A 15,099-nucleotide genomic window follows, 5' to 3' on the forward strand; every position below is an offset into this window, starting at 1 on the left:
CTTGTGGATAACATTTTTAAAAATTCTACTCTCTATTGAAAAAAGACGTTTATCTTAACCTAAAATTAAATCATTTTATATGCAATTAGGATCCTCTCATAACGAAGACTTCGATTTTCCTATAGAGAAATTTGAAATGATGCTTAAGACCAACGAGGTTTTATTCTTTGATGCTGCTGAATTTGAGAATATTATAGGTCATTATATTGATAGTGGACGTTTAGCTTTAGCAAAAAAAGCTTTAAAACTTGCATTGGATCAGCATCCAAAATCAGTTAATTTACTTTTGATGAAAGCTGAGCTTTTTACTTTTGAAGACAAGTTCGAAAAAGCTATGGAGTTACTTGAGAGTCTTAAGGCCTTAGAACCAAATAATGAAGAAATATACATTCTAATTGCGAATATTTATTCAAAACAAGATTCTCATTTTGATGCAATTGAAATCTTGAAAGAAGCTTTAAATTTTGCAGATGATCTTATAGAAATCCATAGTATTATGGGAATGGAGTATTTATTCCTTGAAGATTTTGAAAACGCAAAGCAAAGTTATATTCAATGTCTAGAGAATGATGAAAATGATTATACTGCTCTCTATAATATTATTTATTGTTTTGATTTTTTAGATCAAAATGAAGAAGCTATCGTATTTCTTAAAGATTTTCTAGATCGCCAGCCTTACTGTGAAGTTGCTTGGCATCAATTAGGAAAAATATATTTTGAAAATAAACAATATGAAAAAGCTCTAGAGGCTTTTGATTATGCTATTATTTCAGATGATTACTTTATCGGAGCTTATCTCGAAAAAGGTAAAGTTTTAGAAAGACTAAGCCGTTATAAGGAAGCTATTGAGTGTTATACATTAACTCTTCAAATTGACGATCCAACCGCTTTTGCTTATTTAAGAATTGGTAAGTGTTTTTTGAAACTAAACGATCCAGAGAAAGCACTAAAACATTATAAAAAGGCATTACATGAAGACCCACTTCTGGATAAAGTTTGGTTAGCACTTTCAGACTATCACGTCAAAATCAAGGATTATAAGAAGGCGCTTTACTATATCAATAAGGCCATCAATATAGACGAAGAAAACGTTTTGTATTGGAAGCATTTTGCTATTATCAATCTAGAATTGGACAATATTAAAGATTCTGCTTTCGGTTTTAAGAAAAGTTTAGAACTGGGTAATTACGAGTTAGAAACGTGGATTACACGCATTGATATTCTTGTTCAATTGAAACATTTTGAAGATGCTTTACTAACTTTAAATCAGGCCGAAGATTTTTTCCCACACTTTGCAGAACTAGAATATAGGTATGCAGGTGTTTATTTTGAACTAGATGCATTAGAAGATTCTAGAGATCATTATGAAAAGGCTGTATTTTTAGATCCTAATTATAGCTTTATTATGAATGATTTGTTCCCGAAATTTAATTTGGGGTAAATTTTTAACCGAAAGTAATCAGTTTTGAAGCAATTTGGATTTGATAAAACCCAAAAGTTTTAGCTATAAATTCAAGTGTTTTTGATGTATAAAAAAATACATGAGTCGGGTCATTGTTGTACCACCAATCCTTGAAGTAATCTTCGTCAATGTCTTCTTTTAAAATACTTGTTTTGCAGAAGAGTTTTCCAGAAGGCTTGAGCAAATCCCTAAAAAGTGCAAATTCTTTTTTAGGATCAAAAAAATGTTCCATTACCTCACAGCAAATGATGAAATCATAAGTTTTTGAAAGATTTTCTTCATTTGGCTGAAAAAAGGGATCGTATAATGCTATTTCTTTAAAACCACTCTTTTCCAACATTACTGATGCAACTGGTCCAGTGCCACACCCATAATCTAGCCCGTCTGCAGTTTTTGGGAATTGAGCTATGATAGCATCTGTGATAGGACTTACGAATTTCTGATATCTTGGGTCTTCTACATCGTTGTTGTGTTCTTTATATCTTGATTTTTCTGAAGCATCATCGATGTATTTATTTGGGGTGAGAAAAACCGAATCACAAGTTTTGCACTTGTAATAATCTCTTCCTTTTTTGCCTATAGAACAAAAATAATCCGCTATGTTGTTGCATAACGGACATTTATGAGTTGATTCTGGTTTTTGAATTTTCACTAGAGCTCTTTTATTTTCTTTAATTTGGTTTTCCACATCTCTAGATCTTCTTTTAACTTATCTATATTATCATAAACTTCTTTTACAAGAGGATTACTTCTATCAGCATCAGCAGAGAAAAATTGAAGGTTATTTTCCAGCTGTTGAAGTTCAGATTTAGTTTCATCTATTTTCTTTCTTAGGAAAGTTTGTTCTTTATAGATGCGTTGAGAATCGTCTGATTCCTCCAGATTTTGAAGTCTGTTTTGGTACTTCATCAATTCAGCATCAGTCTTACTGATATCGATTCTCTTGAAAATCTGGTCCAGAGCTCTATTGAATTTATTTTCAACATAGCGTTTGTTAGCAGGCACCATTCCAACTTCATTCCACTTTGAAATATAAGACTTCACAAGCGCAATTGTTTTGTCTTCATCATCACTTACTTTTTCATCTTTGATTTTTTGAATAAGCTCTCTTTTCTGATTGAAAGCTTTCATCTCCTCATCATTCTCGTTGTTTTTATTAGCGTGAAATCTATCGAAATAATGATTGCATGCAGACTTGAATTGCTTCCAGACTTTATCGGAATCCTTTCTTGGAACGTGACCAATTTTTTTCCAATCGTTTTGAATCTTTTTCATAAGAGGAGTAGTAGCCTTGAAATCATCACTATCCTTATGTTCTTCAGCAATTTTTATAAGCTCTTTTTTCTTTTCAAGATTAGCATATTGTTCTGCCTTTAAATCCTTATAAAAATCGTTTTTATTCTTATTGAATTCTCTAGTAGCTTTTCTGAATGCATCCCAGGTTTGATCTTGCTTTTGTCTGGGAACACTCCCAGCTTTAAAGAACAAATCTCTCAATTTGTTCACATTTTTTATGCGTTCCTGAGCGTCTTTATGCTGAGTTATTTTACTTTCAGTTAATTTCTGAATTTGCTCAATAATCTCTAATTTAACTTTTAAATTTTCCTCACGCTTTTCGTCTAGCTTCTCAAAATGGGCTTGACGCTTGTCGTGAATGAGTTTTGTGGCACCGCTAAATTTATCCCAGATCTCATCTCTAAACTCTCTTGCTACAGGCCCCAATTCCTCTTTCCACATTTTATGAAGCAATTGCAGTTCTCGGAAAGCTCTATTGACATCTTCTTCCTGAGTCAATTCTTCTGCGCGATTTATAATTTTGAGTTTTTGATCCAAATTATATTTGAAATCCATGTCTCTAAACTCGCGATCTAGATGAAGAAAATCATAAAAGCGTTCAATATGGTGGTGATAATTATTCCAAACCGTATTGTAGTCGCTTCTAGGTACTGAGCCTGCATTCTTCCAGCGCTCTTGAAGTTCTTTGAATTGCTTAAAGCTTGAAGTCATGCTTTCTCCAGAACCAATCATATTCTTAAGCTCTTCAATTATGCCAAGTCTTGTTTTTAGGTTGGTGTTGAGGTTTTTCTTCAGCTGAGAGTAATATTGATCTCTCTTCTCACGATAGTCAAAGTAAATGGTGTTAAAGTTTTTCTTGACTGGAGAAGAATAATGGAAATCTATAATATTACCACCTTCAGCGATGAACTCCTCTTTCTTTTCTTCTATGATGTCATTGAATTTTTTATCAAATTCAATTTTAATATTATTGACATGATCCTTTATGGATTGAACTTTTTCCTTTTTAACAAGACTTTCAAGCTCGAGTACAAGTTCATCTAGAGACATCGCATGATAATCTTTCATTTCTATCTCATGCCTTCTCGCCACATCTTGATCCTCGCTATCTTCGGCATTTGCCTCATCAACATCCTGATCTTTTGCCTCTTGATCATCCTCTGCATGATCTTCAGATTCATCAATTGATTCGTCTCTTTCATCTGAATTTGTTGTAGGTCTATTATATGTTTCTCCATCTTTAGAAGTTTTGGGAGAATCATTTTCAGGAGTTTCATCAACTGGTTTTGAGACGTTTTCTTTTTTGCCTTCTCCTTCTAAATTTGCTACATCTTCACTAGGTGCTTTCTCATCTTTAGAAGTTGCAGTAGCATTATTATCTGGAGTGTCATCAGTTGGTTTTGAGACGTTTTCTTCATTTAAATCCTTTGGATCTTTCTGTTCTGACATGTCTTTCAATGTTAAGGTTCGTAAATTCGTTGAAATATAACAACTACTCAGTTACCTGACAAAAATTTAGTTGAAATTCCCTATAAAACAGTAGTAAAAAGTGTTAACTCAACTTTAACGACAACTGATTAAACTGAAATTACTTCTCCAGGTCTTAAGTATGAACTAAAAACGAAAGATAGTGTACAAAAAGATAATGATTATACTCGCATTTCTACCTATAGTAGGATTTGCTCAGAAGTATGAGTTGACAGGAAAAGTAATTGATAAATCTATGGATTATCCTTTGGAATATGCATCTATTTCTGCCAAAAGCATTGAAGATGGAAGCATTGTAAATGGAGGAGTTACCAATCGAAAAGGGGTTTTTTCAATTCAATTAGAAAAAGGCACTTATAATCTAGAAATAGAATATATTTCTTTTGAAGTTAAAGAAATCAACAATTTTACAATAAATAAGGATACTGATCTAGGGACCATAGGGCTTGGTGCAAAAGCAGGAGAGCTAGATGAAGTAACAGTTGTAGCAGAAACCACCCAAGTAGATGTAAGGCTAGATAAGAAAATTTATAACGTTGGAAAAGATCTGACTACAGCTGGAGGAACCGTAAGTGATGCTTTAGGTAATGTTCCATCTGTAACAGTAGATATTGATGGAGCAATTAGTTTAAGAGGAAATTCTAATGTGAGAATTTTAATAAACGGAAAGCCATCATCTGTGGCGGGTTACGGAAGTCAAGACGTTTTTCAACAGCTTCCAGCAGAAGCTATAGAATCTGTGGAGGTAATCACAAGTCCTTCAGCAAGGTACGATGCTGAAGGGACTGGGGGTATAATCAATATTATTTTAAAGCGTGAAAAAACTTTAGGATTCAATGGATCTGTAAGAGGAACTGTTGGAAGCCCAAGAAATACCGGTATCTACACAGATGTAAATTTAAGAAGTGACAATTTTAATATATTTAATAGTTTAGGTTTTTCTGACAGAAAAAGACCAGGTAATGCTGTTTTTGACAACAGATATCCAAATGGAGAGTCTTTCGACAGAATTCTAGAAACTAGAGAGTATGATCGTTCTGGAGAGAATTTTAATTTAAATACTGGAATTGAATATTTTATAGATGATATGTCATCCCTAACAGGAAGTTTTTTCATGAGATTGGGAGATGATTTGGATGTAACTACAAATGATAGTCAAAGATTTTTAGATGGAAACTTTATTGATAGATCATTAAGAAGTGAAGGTGAGACAGAAGAGGATGCGCGATATCAGTATTCTTTCAATTACGAAAAACGCTTTGATAAAGAAAACAGGGATCATAAATTGACTGCGGATATTCAGTATTCTTCAAGTGACGAAACAAAGTCAGCTATAATTGATGAGACATTAGAGACCATACCTGGTCAAGATATTCTAGAAACTGAAGATGAAAAAAGTTACTTAGTCCAGGCGGATTATGTAAGACCTATGGGTGATGCACAGTTTGAAGCAGGTTTCAGAGGTGACTATTCAGATCAAACCCAAGGATTTTTAGTGGAACGTTTTAATTTTGAAACTAATGAATTCGAAATTGATCCTGATATATCAAGTGATTTTGACTTTCAACAAAATGTAACTGCTGTTTATACTCAATATGGTGATAAAATGGGTAAATTTTCTTATCTCTTAGGTTTAAGATATGAGAATACGCAGTTAAAAGGTAAAACTACACCACTTGTACCTGAGAATTTTGATAGAAACTTTGATTTTGATAAAAATTTCGACGGCATATTTCCTACAGTAAATTTAGTTTATGAACTTGGAGAAGAAGAAAACGTAACTTTAGGATATAACAGAAGAATTAATAGACCTAGAAGTTGGTACTTAAATCCATTTCCATCTCAGTCGAGTAGAACAAATGTATTTCAGGGAAATCCGGATTTGAATCCATCGTTCGCAAATGCCTTTGACTTAGGATACTTAAAGCGTTGGGAAAAAATCACATTAACGAGTTCTGTTTATTTCCAAAGAGAAACCGATGCTTTTGAACGAGTACAGAGAGATACGGGAAGAGATACTCAAGATAATATAGACATTATTGAAAACATTCCCATCAATTTATCTACGGAACAACGCTATGGAGCAGAACTTGGTGTTTTATACAACCCTGCTAAATGGTTGAGAACTAACTTAAGTTTCAATTATTTTAAATTTGAAACTGATGGAAATTTCGAAGGCATAGATTACGGAGCTACTAACGAAAGTTATTTTGGAAGATTTAGCTCCAATATCATTCTGCCTTGGAAAATTCAGTGGCAAACCAATGCTTTTTATAGAGGACCACGTGAAAATGCTCAAACTAAAACAGATCCTATAGCTTCTTTAGATTTAGCTTTTAGTAAAGATATTTTAAATGATAATGCAACAATTTCTTTAAATGTAAGAGATCTTTTCAACTCCAGAAGAAGAGATCAGTTTACAGTTACAGATAATTTTATATCAGATAGCTCTTTTCAGTGGAGAGAGAGACAAATTACGGCAACGTTGGTTTACCGTTTCAACCAAAAAAAAAGAGAACAAAACCGAAGAGGAGGCGATAGTGGAGGTGATGATGATGGTGACTTTGGAGGATAATAAATAACAGGCAGAAACAAAAAGGCAGGAAATTGAATAATTTCCTGCCTTTTTGTTTTCAGTAATATGTTGAGTTTAGTCTTTTTCCTTCTTCTTTTTACCTTCTTTAATTTCTTTTAATCGTTCCATCAAAGATCCTCCAATCCAGTAAGGAATGATGGCAGTTAAGAAAATCAATAACCAAAAACCGATGGTTAAGATGAGTAAGAAAAGTAAAAACCCTAAATATTGATCAAATTCGAACATCAGATTAAATTTTGTTTATGCAAAGATAATTAAAGAATGAAATACAAGCCTAGTATTCTACAAAATAATTGTTCACTAATTGAATCTTAAGCTTAACTCAACCTAATATTTATTAAATTTGACAAACAAAAAACTATACTATGTCTTACAGAATAGAGAAAGATACTATAGGGGATGTGAAAGTTCCTTCAGATAAACTATGGGCTGCTCAGACAGAGCGTTCAAGGAATAATTTTAAAATCGGGCCACAAGCCTCCATGCCTTTAGAAATTATTTATGGTTTCGCTTATTTGAAAAAAGCTGCCGCTTTCACCAATGCAGAATTGGGAGTTCTTGAAGAAGAAAAAAGAGATTTGATTGCTCAAGTCTGTGATGAAATCCTAGAAGGTAAACATGATGACCAGTTTCCTTTAGTGATATGGCAAACAGGCTCTGGAACGCAAAGCAATATGAATGTGAATGAAGTGATTTCTAATAGAATTCATCAGCTTCAAGGACATGAATTAGGCAAAGGTGATAAATTTGTTTCGCCAAATGACGATGTGAATAAATCCCAATCTTCCAATGATACATTTCCAACGGGGATGCACATTGCGATTTATAAAAAAATAATAGATGTAACAATTCCTGGTGTTTCCCAACTGAGAGACCAACTACAAAATAAAGCTGATGCCTTTAAAGATGTAGTTAAAATTGGTAGAACTCATTTCATGGATGCAACTCCATTAACGCTGGGACAAGAATTTAGTGGATATGTTTCCCAGCTTAATCATGGTCTAAAGGCATTGGAAAACACTTTGCCTCATTTGCAAGAATTAGCTCTTGGTGGAACTGCTGTAGGAACTGGATTAAACACTCCAAAAGGATATGCTGATAAAGTAGCAAAATATATAGCAGACTTTACTGATTTGCCATTTGTTTCTGCCGAAAATAAATTTGAAGCTCTCGCAGCTCATGATTCTTTAGTGGAAACTCACGGCGCATTGAAACAACTTGCTGTATCGCTTAATAAAATTGGGAACGATATCAGAATGCTGTCTTCTGGACCAAGAAGTGGAATAGGTGAGATTACAATTCCTGCCAATGAACCAGGTTCTTCCATTATGCCAGGTAAAGTAAACCCGACTCAGTGTGAAGCTTTAACTATGGTTTGTGCTCAAGTCATGGGTAATGATGTTGCAGTAGGAGTAGGAGGAATGCAAGGTCAGTTTGAATTAAATGTTTTCAAACCGGTTATGGCTTCCAATGTCCTGCAATCTGCTCAATTAATTGGTGATGCCTGTGTTTCTTTTGATGAAAATTGTGCTTCAGGAATCGAGCCAAATCAGGAGAGAATCGATGAGTTATTGAGAAATTCACTGATGCTGGTTACGGCTTTAAATACAAAAATTGGATATTATAAAGCAGCAGAAATCGCCAATACTGCTCATAAAAATGGAACTACATTGAAGGAAGAAGCGGTCAATTTAGGCTACACAACCGAAGAGGAATTTGATAAATGGGTAAGACCAGAAGATATGACAAATTCTAAATAATACTAATCCTCTATGATTTTAAAAAAGCTGTCTTTCGATTAAAAGACAGCTTTTTTTATTTTGAATAGCCTTTTAAAATTTCTTCAGCTGAAAAACCTTCCAGCTTTCCATATCTATGAATACAGACATCTACGGGTAATGGTTTCATTATACCTTCTAAACCCTCATAAAAGTGGATATCCTTTTTTAGTAAGACTGTTTCGTCCGGAGTATTAGCGGGAGTATGGCTTTCTGGAATAATAAGTAAAAAACTCAAATCTTTATAAGTTACTAACCATTCTTTCAAAATAGAATCAACTTTGGTCATTAATTCTGTGGTAAATGGTGGATCCAAGCACCAATGACCAGGATTTGTAGGTTTATTTAGATTGAAAAAACTTCCAGCACTACCAAATACCTCATCAGTATCTTTAAAAAGACTGTAAAATTGAGCTTCAGATTTTCCTAGTAATCTTGCATTAAATGGTGAAGCAAAACCTTCATTTCTCACTCCCCAGTCATAGAACAAATCATAAACCTTTTGTGGTGGTCCAATGTGTCTAGTTTCAGCATAAATAGAAGCATACCTTAAAGCTGATCTTAAAACTGCATTTGTTGCTGTTTCTTCATTTGATTTTGAATCAACAAAATTGAAAGCTTTGTCGATGTATTGATTTCGCTTTAGTTTGAAACTTCCAATTTCAAAAAGATTAGAGTCAATTTTCGCTTCTGTTTGGATTTCAATAGCTTCAAAATAGGTTTTGACTGCATCTTGAATCAACTGAAAGCAATGGTGAGTTTCGTTTTCAGTTAAAATTAAGTCAGAATATTTAAAGCCTGCCTTGATCGTGTCATAATCAATTTTTAAAAACAAATCCTTGCCAATAGTTTGATGGCTTGAAAGCGTGTTCATTAAAGCATTTTCTAGGCCAGCTTTAACTTGAGGTCGAGTTCCCTTTAGAGATAAATACTGAAAAATATCTTCGAGTATTTTTTGACTTAACATCCAATGTTTATATTCTTTTTTGACTTCAGAATCTATAGTAAATGATTTCATTTTTGTGTTTTTAAGATTCTGGGTTTACAGAGCTGTTTAGCCAGAATTATTTATTTCTAGAGAATTTTTTTTATATCTCCAGGTGGTCTGCCAATCACTGCTTTATTATCCTTTATGACAATTGGTCTTTCAATCAATTTTGGATGTTCATGAAGAGCTTTTAAGATTTCAGGATCTGAAAGCGTTTTATTTTTATAATTTTCTTTCCAAATCTTTTCTTGTTTTCTTACAAGATCAATTGGAGAAACTTCAAGCTTATCAATTATGGATTGAATATCATTTACAGAAGGAATGTCATCCAAATATTTGATAATTTGAAAATCCTTTCCTGATTCTTCTAAAATGGCTAAGCCTTCTCTAGATTTCCTGCATCTTGGGTTATGGTATATTTTTATCATAAGCTATCGGTTTCTTTTTTTTGTCCGCTACTCATGAGGAAAGTTTTCAAAAATGAATCGATATGACCATTCATGACATCGTCAACATTTCCGCTTTCGTGACCCGTCCTAACGTCTTTAACGAGTTTATAGGGGTGCATCACATAATTTCGAATTTGGGATCCCCATTCTATACTTTTCTTTTCAGATTCGATTTCGGTTCTGGCTGCTTGTTGTTTTTTCAACTCAATTTCATAGAGCTGAGATTTCAACATTTTCATCGCCTTTTCTCTATTTTCTAATTGAGATCGGGTTTCAGAATTATGAATTACAATGCCACTAGGGTGGTGAGTAAGAATCGCTTTGGTTTCTACTTTGTTCACATTTTGACCTCCAGCACCACCAGATCTAGCAAAATCCCAATTGATATCTGAAGGATTGATATCGATTTCTATGGTATCATCTACCAAAGGATACACATATACTGAAGCAAATGAAGTATGTCGTTTTGCATTACTGTCAAAAGGAGAAATTCTCACCAAACGGTGAACACCATTTTCACCTTTTAACCATCCAAAGGCGTATTCTCCTTCAATTTCTAATGTCACAGTCTTGATACCTGCAACATCACCAGATTGGTGGTTGAGTTCTCTTACTTTAAATCCTTTGCGCTCAGCCCACATGACATACATTCTCATGAGCATTTCTGCCCAATCACAACTTTCGGTGCCTCCAGCACCTGCTGTAATTTGTAATATAGCTGTCAAAGGATCGCTTTCTTCAGAAAGCATATTTTTGAATTCTAAATCTTCAATAAGCTCTAAAGCTCCATCATGCTTTTCTTTAATTTCATCTTCGGAAACGTCTCCATCTTCATAAAATTCAAATAAAACATTAAGGTCTTCAACTCTTTGTTTTGCCTCATCAAAACTTTTGATCCATTGCTTCTCATTATTGATGGCTTGCATCAACTTTTGTGCTTCTTGTGGTTTGTCCCAAAAATCTGGAGCAAATGTCTTTTCTTCTTCGTTGGCGACTTTTATACGCTTAGCGTCTATGTCAAAGATATTGGTTTAGGGAGGTGATACGATTATTAATAGTCTTAATAGATTCGGAATTAATCATAATTGAAATTTTGTCAAATTTAAAAATTATCTCCCGTGTCATCAATCTAATTATGTTTATTTTCGAATAAAAAGTACTTAGATGAAAATTGATTTAAGAAGTGATACTGTAACAAAGCCAACTAAAGAGATGTTGGAATATATGATGTCGGCAGATGTCGGAGATGATGTTTATAAGGAAGATCCATCTGTCAATCAGCTTGAAACTTATCTGGCAGACCTATTTGGAATGGATTCAGCTTTGTATTTCCCTACTGGTTCTATGTCCAATCAGGCTGCTATAAAACTTCATACTCAACCCGGAGAGCAACTTATTTGTGATAAATGGGCTCATGTTTACAATTATGAAGGTGGAGGAGCTTCATTCAATAGTGGTGTTTCTTGTAAATTAGTTGATGGTGATAAAGGTAAAATTACTGCAGACTTAGTCGAGGAAGCTATTAATCCACCAGATTTTTACCACAGTCCGTTAACGTCTTTGGTATGTTTGGAAAACACTACAAATAAAGGTGGAGGAGCTTGTTACGATTTAGAAACCATTCGTTCAATTAGAGCTGTTTGCAATAAACATAGCTTGGGATTTCATCTCGACGGTGCTAGGCTTTATAATGCTATCGTAGCAAATAATCATGATCCTAAAGATTTTGGGAAAGAATTTGACACAATTTCTCTTTGTTTATCTAAAGGTCTTGGTGCTCCAATGGGGACAGTGCTAATGGGTAATGATAAACTTATGAAAAATGCTATGCGAGTTCGCAAGGTGTTAGGCGGAGGCATGAGACAGGTTGGGTATATGGCTGCTGGAGCTTATTATGCTTTACATCATCATGTAGACAGGCTGAAAGTTGATCACAATAGAGCTAAAGATATAGAAAAAACCTTAACTGATCATCCACTTGTAAAAGCAGTTGATCATGTCGAAACCAATATTGTTATTTTTTATTTACAGCCTCATCTCGACGAAATTAAATTCATGAGGGAATTGGAGGAGAAAGGAATTAGAATCAGTAATATGGGAAATGGTAAAATGAGATTGGTAACTCATTTGGACTATACTGAAGATCAACATGAATATTTTCTGAAGACCTTAAAATCACTTTAAAAACAAAAAAAAGCTGACTCATCCAAGAGTCAGCTTTTAATTTTAGATAACAAGTATAGTTAATTATTCTTGTTATAATCTGCTAAGAACTTTTCTAAACCACTATCTGTTAAAGGATGTTTTAAGAGTCCTTCTATAGAAGATAATGGGCCAGTCATTACATCAGCTCCGAGTTTTGCGCAGTCAATAATATGCATAGTATGTCTTACTGAAGCTGCTAGAATTTGTGTTTCGAACATATAATTGTCATATACCAATCTTATGTCTTCGATTAGATTTAATCCGTCTGTAGAAATATCATCCAATCTTCCTATAAATGGAGAGACATAAGTTGCTCCTGCTTTTGCAGCTAAAAGTGCCTGACCAACTGAAAATACCAAGGTACAATTAGTCCTGATTCCTTTTTCTGAGAAATATTTGATGGCCTTTATACCTTCCTTTATCATTGGAACTTTCACAACGATTTGGTCGTGAAGTTGAGCTAATGCCTCACCTTCTTTTACGATTCCTTCAAAATCTGTAGAAATCACTTCAGCACTCACATCACCGTCAACTATTTCGCAAATTTTGATATAGTGATTTTTAATATTTTCTTCTCCAGTGATGCCTTCTTTAGCCATCAATGATGGATTAGTAGTTACGCCGTCAAGGATACCCAGATCTTGTGCTTCCTTGATCTGATCGATATTAGCTGTGTCGATAAAAAATTTCATATGAATGTGTTTTGTTTACAAATTTACAGTTTATAGTGTTTAAGTAGTAGGTTTTCGAAAACTTTATCAGGTAGAATGTGTTTTAAAAACACTGATATTTTCTGAGTGAAATCACCAACTTTATAATGAATTTTTGGATTTGACTTTTGCATAATGGCATGAACGCTTTTTGCCATTAGATTAGGATTTTTACCATGATCTACATGTTCATCCATAAGTCTTAAGCTTCTTTCGTAAACCTCTTTATAAGGTGAGTTTTCTCGAATAGGAGCATGGTATCTTCCTGCGGCAATATTGGTTGCAAAATCTCCAGGAGCGATATTACACATTTTTATACCAAAGGCTTTCAACTCCATTCGATAGGCTTCTGTGGTTAACTCCAAAGCTCCTTTAGTTGCAGAATAAAAACCGCGAAAAGGCAGTCCCATGTGGCCAGCAATAGAAGTAATATTTATGATAAAACCAGATTTTCTGGATCTCATATGGGGCAAAACCGTGTTGATAACTCTTAAAGGACCGAAATAATTGGTTTCAAATATTTTTTTCTGTTCGAGTTCTGGAATTTCTTCAAGCGGACCAGTGATACCAACGCCAGCGTTATTTATTAAAAAATCAATTTTGCCTTCTTTTGATATGAGGATGTCAATTGCATTTTTAACGCTTTCGTTATCAGTGACATCAAGTTTTATCAAGTTAATTCCATTGAGTTTTTCGTGTTTTGGATGTCTACTAGTACCGTAAACTTTGTAATTGAAAGTGGCAAGATATTCACCTATAGATTTTCCAATTCCTGATGAAGCACCAGTAATCAAAACGATTTTTTGCATGGATGATTGAGTTTTAGCAAATATCCAACTTATAGGCTTAAGAAAAAAATGGAAGGAAATGTTTGGAAATAAAAAAGGGCAAGCGACCTACATCACACCGCTACGACTATCTACCCTTGCTGCGTTCCCGCCCTGGGGGGATTCGAAAGGAGCTGGTTGTGTAGGACTTGCCCGACTGCAAATATACAATCTTATTTAAAGTCAACAAGTTGTTTTCTAGTCAAATTCCCTATTTTTACTCCGTATTTCAAATTTAGAATCATGCGAATTATTAAATTACTGGCAGTCACATTTTTAACGCTTAATTTATTCTCTTGTGATGAAGATTTATCTAAAGATTTTAAAGTTTTAATAGAGGGTAAATCCAAAACTTTTAATAATACTGAAGTTTTAAAAGGAAATTTAAAGGCTTTAAAGGATCATGAGATAAATTCAGTTGAAATAAGATTTCAAAATGAAATCATTTCAGATCTTCAATTTTCTGAGTCTTTTTCTATCGATTTATCTCAAGCTAAACTGGGAAATCATGATCTCCAGGTTATTCTTGACGTGAATGGAGAAGAGGTGAAATTTTCTGAAACTATCAAAATCTTAAATAGTGAAAAGCCGAAAATTTATTCATACGATGTTGTTAATACTTACCCTCACGATATATTAGCATACACTCAAGGTTTAGAATTTCACAGTGATACTCTATATGAAAGTACTGGGCAACGTGGTGAGTCTAGTTTGAGGAAAGTGGACTATAAAACTGGGGAGGTTCTTAAAAAGGTAGAATTGGATCAATTTTATTTTGGCGAAGGTTTAACGATTTTAAATGGTAAGATATATCAACTCACATGGCAATCTCAAGAAGGTTTGGTTTATGACTTAGAAACTATGAACCTGCTTAAGAAGTTTGCATACTCTGAAAGTAAAGAAGGCTGGGGACTTTGTAATGATGGTGAACAACTGTATAAAAGTGATGGTACAGACAAAATCTGGATATTAAACTCAGAGAGTCTTGAAGAAGAATCGTACATTCAACCTACAACCAACAATGCTATTTTAAATCAGGTAAATGAGCTGGAATGGGTAGAAGGAAAAATTTATGCAAATACTTATCAAAAAGATGGAGTTGTTATTATAAACCCAAATACTGGAGCTGTGGAAGGTGTTGTTGATTTTAGAGGACTTCGGGATAAAGTAAAACAACACTCTAGACTTGATGTTCTCAATGGTATAGCATATCATAAGTCTTCGCAACGTCTTTTTGTTACAGGAAAAAATTGGAACAAACTCTTTGAAGTGAAACTTACGGAAAAATAAATCTCCTATT

At 34.0% G+C, this 15,099-nt stretch carries 13 protein-coding genes and 1 other RNA gene; 5 read left to right on the forward strand and 9 right to left on the reverse strand.

What is annotated here, in order from left to right; genetic code table 11:
- Positions 1-79: 79 nt before the first annotated feature.
- Positions 80-1,441 (forward strand): tetratricopeptide repeat protein, encoded by a 1,362-nt coding sequence (locus tag ACFQ0R_RS09835; RefSeq protein WP_379658199.1) that lies wholly within the window; start codon positions 80-82, stop codon positions 1,439-1,441.
- Positions 1,442-1,445: 4 nt separating this feature from the next.
- Here ACFQ0R_RS09835 and ACFQ0R_RS09840 read toward each other — a convergent pair whose 3' ends face one another.
- Together ACFQ0R_RS09840 and ACFQ0R_RS09845 are read right to left on the reverse strand one after the other, a co-directional pair.
- Positions 1,446-2,114, reverse strand: coding sequence for a class I SAM-dependent methyltransferase (locus tag ACFQ0R_RS09840; protein WP_379658200.1), 669 nt, complete (start codon positions 2,112-2,114; stop codon positions 1,446-1,448).
- Complete coding sequence (locus ACFQ0R_RS09845) at positions 2,114-4,207, reverse strand: DUF349 domain-containing protein (protein ID WP_379658201.1); 2,094 nt, start codon at positions 4,205-4,207, stop codon at positions 2,114-2,116. Before ACFQ0R_RS09845 ends, ACFQ0R_RS09840 begins: the two co-directional genes overlap by 1 nt.
- A gap of 196 nt (positions 4,208-4,403) precedes the next feature.
- Here ACFQ0R_RS09845 and ACFQ0R_RS09850 point away from each other — a divergent pair, with 196 nt between their 5' ends.
- A complete protein-coding gene (locus tag ACFQ0R_RS09850) occupies positions 4,404-6,821 on the forward strand; it encodes a TonB-dependent receptor domain-containing protein (RefSeq protein WP_379658202.1) in 2,418 nt (805 codons plus the stop codon).
- Between the two features lie 75 nt (positions 6,822-6,896).
- Here ACFQ0R_RS09850 and ACFQ0R_RS09855 read toward each other — a convergent pair whose 3' ends face one another.
- Positions 6,897-7,067: a hypothetical protein gene (locus ACFQ0R_RS09855; RefSeq protein ID WP_379658203.1), complete on the reverse strand. Its 171-nt coding sequence runs from the start codon at positions 7,065-7,067 to the stop codon at positions 6,897-6,899.
- Between the two features lie 140 nt (positions 7,068-7,207).
- Between ACFQ0R_RS09855 and fumC the strand changes: the two genes are divergently transcribed.
- The gene (gene fumC, locus ACFQ0R_RS09860) at positions 7,208-8,602 is read left to right on the forward strand and encodes a class II fumarate hydratase (RefSeq protein WP_379658204.1); all 1,395 of its coding nucleotides are present in this window, start codon (positions 7,208-7,210) and stop codon (positions 8,600-8,602) included.
- A gap of 55 nt (positions 8,603-8,657) precedes the next feature.
- On the opposite strand, the gene ACFQ0R_RS09865 is transcribed toward fumC, so the two are convergent.
- From ACFQ0R_RS09865 to prfB, 3 genes are all read right to left on the reverse strand, one after another.
- On the reverse strand, positions 8,658-9,638 hold the full coding sequence (locus ACFQ0R_RS09865; RefSeq protein WP_379658205.1) for a CTD-interacting factor: 981 nt from the start codon (positions 9,636-9,638) through the stop codon (positions 8,658-8,660).
- A 56-nt stretch (positions 9,639-9,694) separates the two neighbouring features.
- Positions 9,695-10,036, reverse strand: coding sequence for an arsenate reductase (glutaredoxin) (gene arsC / locus ACFQ0R_RS09870; RefSeq protein WP_379658206.1), 342 nt, complete (start codon positions 10,034-10,036; stop codon positions 9,695-9,697).
- Positions 10,033-11,140 (reverse strand): peptide chain release factor 2 gene (prfB, locus tag ACFQ0R_RS09875; RefSeq protein ID WP_379658207.1). Its coding sequence is split into 2 segments (ribosomal slippage): positions 10,033-11,076 and positions 11,078-11,140, totalling 1,107 coding nucleotides; the frame shifts between segments, so codons are not numbered across the junction. Before prfB ends, arsC begins: the two co-directional genes overlap by 4 nt.
- Positions 11,141-11,221: 81 nt before the next feature.
- Here prfB and ACFQ0R_RS09880 point away from each other — a divergent pair.
- Positions 11,222-12,241 carry a threonine aldolase family protein gene (locus ACFQ0R_RS09880; protein WP_379658208.1) on the forward strand — a complete coding sequence of 340 codons (1,020 nt, stop codon included), beginning with the start codon at positions 11,222-11,224 and terminating at the stop codon, positions 12,239-12,241.
- Positions 12,242-12,300: 59 nt separating this feature from the next.
- Here the strand turns inward: ACFQ0R_RS09880 and fsa are convergent, their stop codons facing one another.
- The 3 genes from fsa to ffs all read right to left on the reverse strand — a co-directional run bounded on the left by fsa (position 12,301) and on the right by ffs (position 13,954).
- Positions 12,301-12,954: a fructose-6-phosphate aldolase gene (gene fsa, locus ACFQ0R_RS09885; protein ID WP_379658209.1), complete on the reverse strand. Its 654-nt coding sequence runs from the start codon at positions 12,952-12,954 to the stop codon at positions 12,301-12,303.
- Positions 12,955-12,977: 23 nt separating this feature from the next.
- Entirely contained in the window at positions 12,978-13,781 is an 804-nt protein-coding gene (locus ACFQ0R_RS09890) for an SDR family oxidoreductase (RefSeq protein ID WP_379658210.1), read from the reverse strand.
- A gap of 73 nt (positions 13,782-13,854) precedes the next feature.
- An RNA gene (gene ffs / locus ACFQ0R_RS09895) (signal recognition particle sRNA small type) lies at positions 13,855-13,954 on the reverse strand.
- A gap of 88 nt (positions 13,955-14,042) precedes the next feature.
- Here ffs and ACFQ0R_RS09900 point away from each other — a divergent pair.
- On the forward strand, positions 14,043-15,089 hold the full coding sequence (locus ACFQ0R_RS09900) for a glutaminyl-peptide cyclotransferase (RefSeq protein ID WP_379658211.1): 1,047 nt from the start codon (positions 14,043-14,045) through the stop codon (positions 15,087-15,089).
- The last annotated feature ends 10 nt before the right edge of the window (positions 15,090-15,099 follow it).

Source organism: Psychroflexus salinarum (assembly GCF_042677225.1).
Taxonomy (GTDB): domain Bacteria; phylum Bacteroidota; class Bacteroidia; order Flavobacteriales; family Flavobacteriaceae; genus Psychroflexus; species Psychroflexus salinarum.

What these genes read in the sequence shown, in the direction of transcription:
- ACFQ0R_RS09835 (WP_379658199.1), top strand. Translation starts at nt 80, where the DNA reads ATGCAATTAGGATCCTCTCATAACGAAGACTTCGATTTTCCTATAGAG.
- ACFQ0R_RS09845 (WP_379658201.1), bottom strand. Translation starts at nt 4,207, where the DNA reads ATGTCAGAACAGAAAGATCCAAAGGATTTAAATGAAGAAAACGTCTCA.
- ACFQ0R_RS09850 (WP_379658202.1), top strand. Translation starts at nt 4,404, where the DNA reads ATGATTATACTCGCATTTCTACCTATAGTAGGATTTGCTCAGAAGTAT.
- ACFQ0R_RS09855 (WP_379658203.1), bottom strand. Translation starts at nt 7,067, where the DNA reads ATGTTCGAATTTGATCAATATTTAGGGTTTTTACTTTTCTTACTCATC.
- fumC (WP_379658204.1), top strand. Translation starts at nt 7,208, where the DNA reads ATGTCTTACAGAATAGAGAAAGATACTATAGGGGATGTGAAAGTTCCT.
- ACFQ0R_RS09865 (WP_379658205.1), bottom strand. Translation starts at nt 9,638, where the DNA reads ATGAAATCATTTACTATAGATTCTGAAGTCAAAAAAGAATATAAACAT.
- arsC (WP_379658206.1), bottom strand. Translation starts at nt 10,036, where the DNA reads ATGATAAAAATATACCATAACCCAAGATGCAGGAAATCTAGAGAAGGC.
- ACFQ0R_RS09880 (WP_379658208.1), top strand. Translation starts at nt 11,222, where the DNA reads ATGAAAATTGATTTAAGAAGTGATACTGTAACAAAGCCAACTAAAGAG.
- fsa (WP_379658209.1), bottom strand. Translation starts at nt 12,954, where the DNA reads ATGAAATTTTTTATCGACACAGCTAATATCGATCAGATCAAGGAAGCA.
- ACFQ0R_RS09890 (WP_379658210.1), bottom strand. Translation starts at nt 13,781, where the DNA reads ATGCAAAAAATCGTTTTGATTACTGGTGCTTCATCAGGAATTGGAAAA.
- ACFQ0R_RS09900 (WP_379658211.1), top strand. Translation starts at nt 14,043, where the DNA reads ATGCGAATTATTAAATTACTGGCAGTCACATTTTTAACGCTTAATTTA.